Raw genomic sequence first — 501 nt, forward strand, 5'->3', positions numbered from 1 at the left:
CAGTCGGGACGGGCGGGCAGCAGCTCGCGCAGGGCGGCAGAACTGGCGCCGGTGGCCAGCGCCACGGCGATGCCCTGGAGGGCGCGCCCGGCGGAAAGCATCGCCAGGCTCTGGGCGTTGGCGAACACCATGCCGCCCGCCAGTCCCACGACCACGGCCAGGAGCAGCGCCGCCCGGCGGCCGATGTGATCGGACCAGTGCCCGGCAAGCATCAGCGTGGACACCAGGGCCAGCACATACACCGAGAACGCCACCGTGATGCCGAATGACCCGATGCCAAGGTTCGCCTGAAGCAGCGGGTACAGCGGGGTTGCGAGGTTCGCGCCGACGAGCAGCGTGAAGATCACAACGCCCGCGATAACGAGCCGTGCCGTGGTGGAAGCGTCCCATGCCCAGCCTCCGGCGGTGGCCGGACGCATGCGGAGTTCGCTGAAGACAGTCATGTGCGTGCCTTTGCGTGCAGTGCCGGCCTGACCGTTCCTTGTGGGAACAGACGCGGTC

The 501-nt window shown here is 69.3% G+C and carries 1 protein-coding gene; it reads right to left on the minus strand.

Annotated features, from left to right (window positions below):
• Positions 1–443: MFS transporter (locus tag ACXJ3V_RS20920; protein WP_457102274.1), on the minus strand; the 443-nt coding region annotated here is incomplete at its 3' end.
• Between the last annotated feature and the right edge of the window lie 58 nt (positions 444–501).

Source organism: Microbacterium sp. P5_E9 (assembly GCF_054049175.1).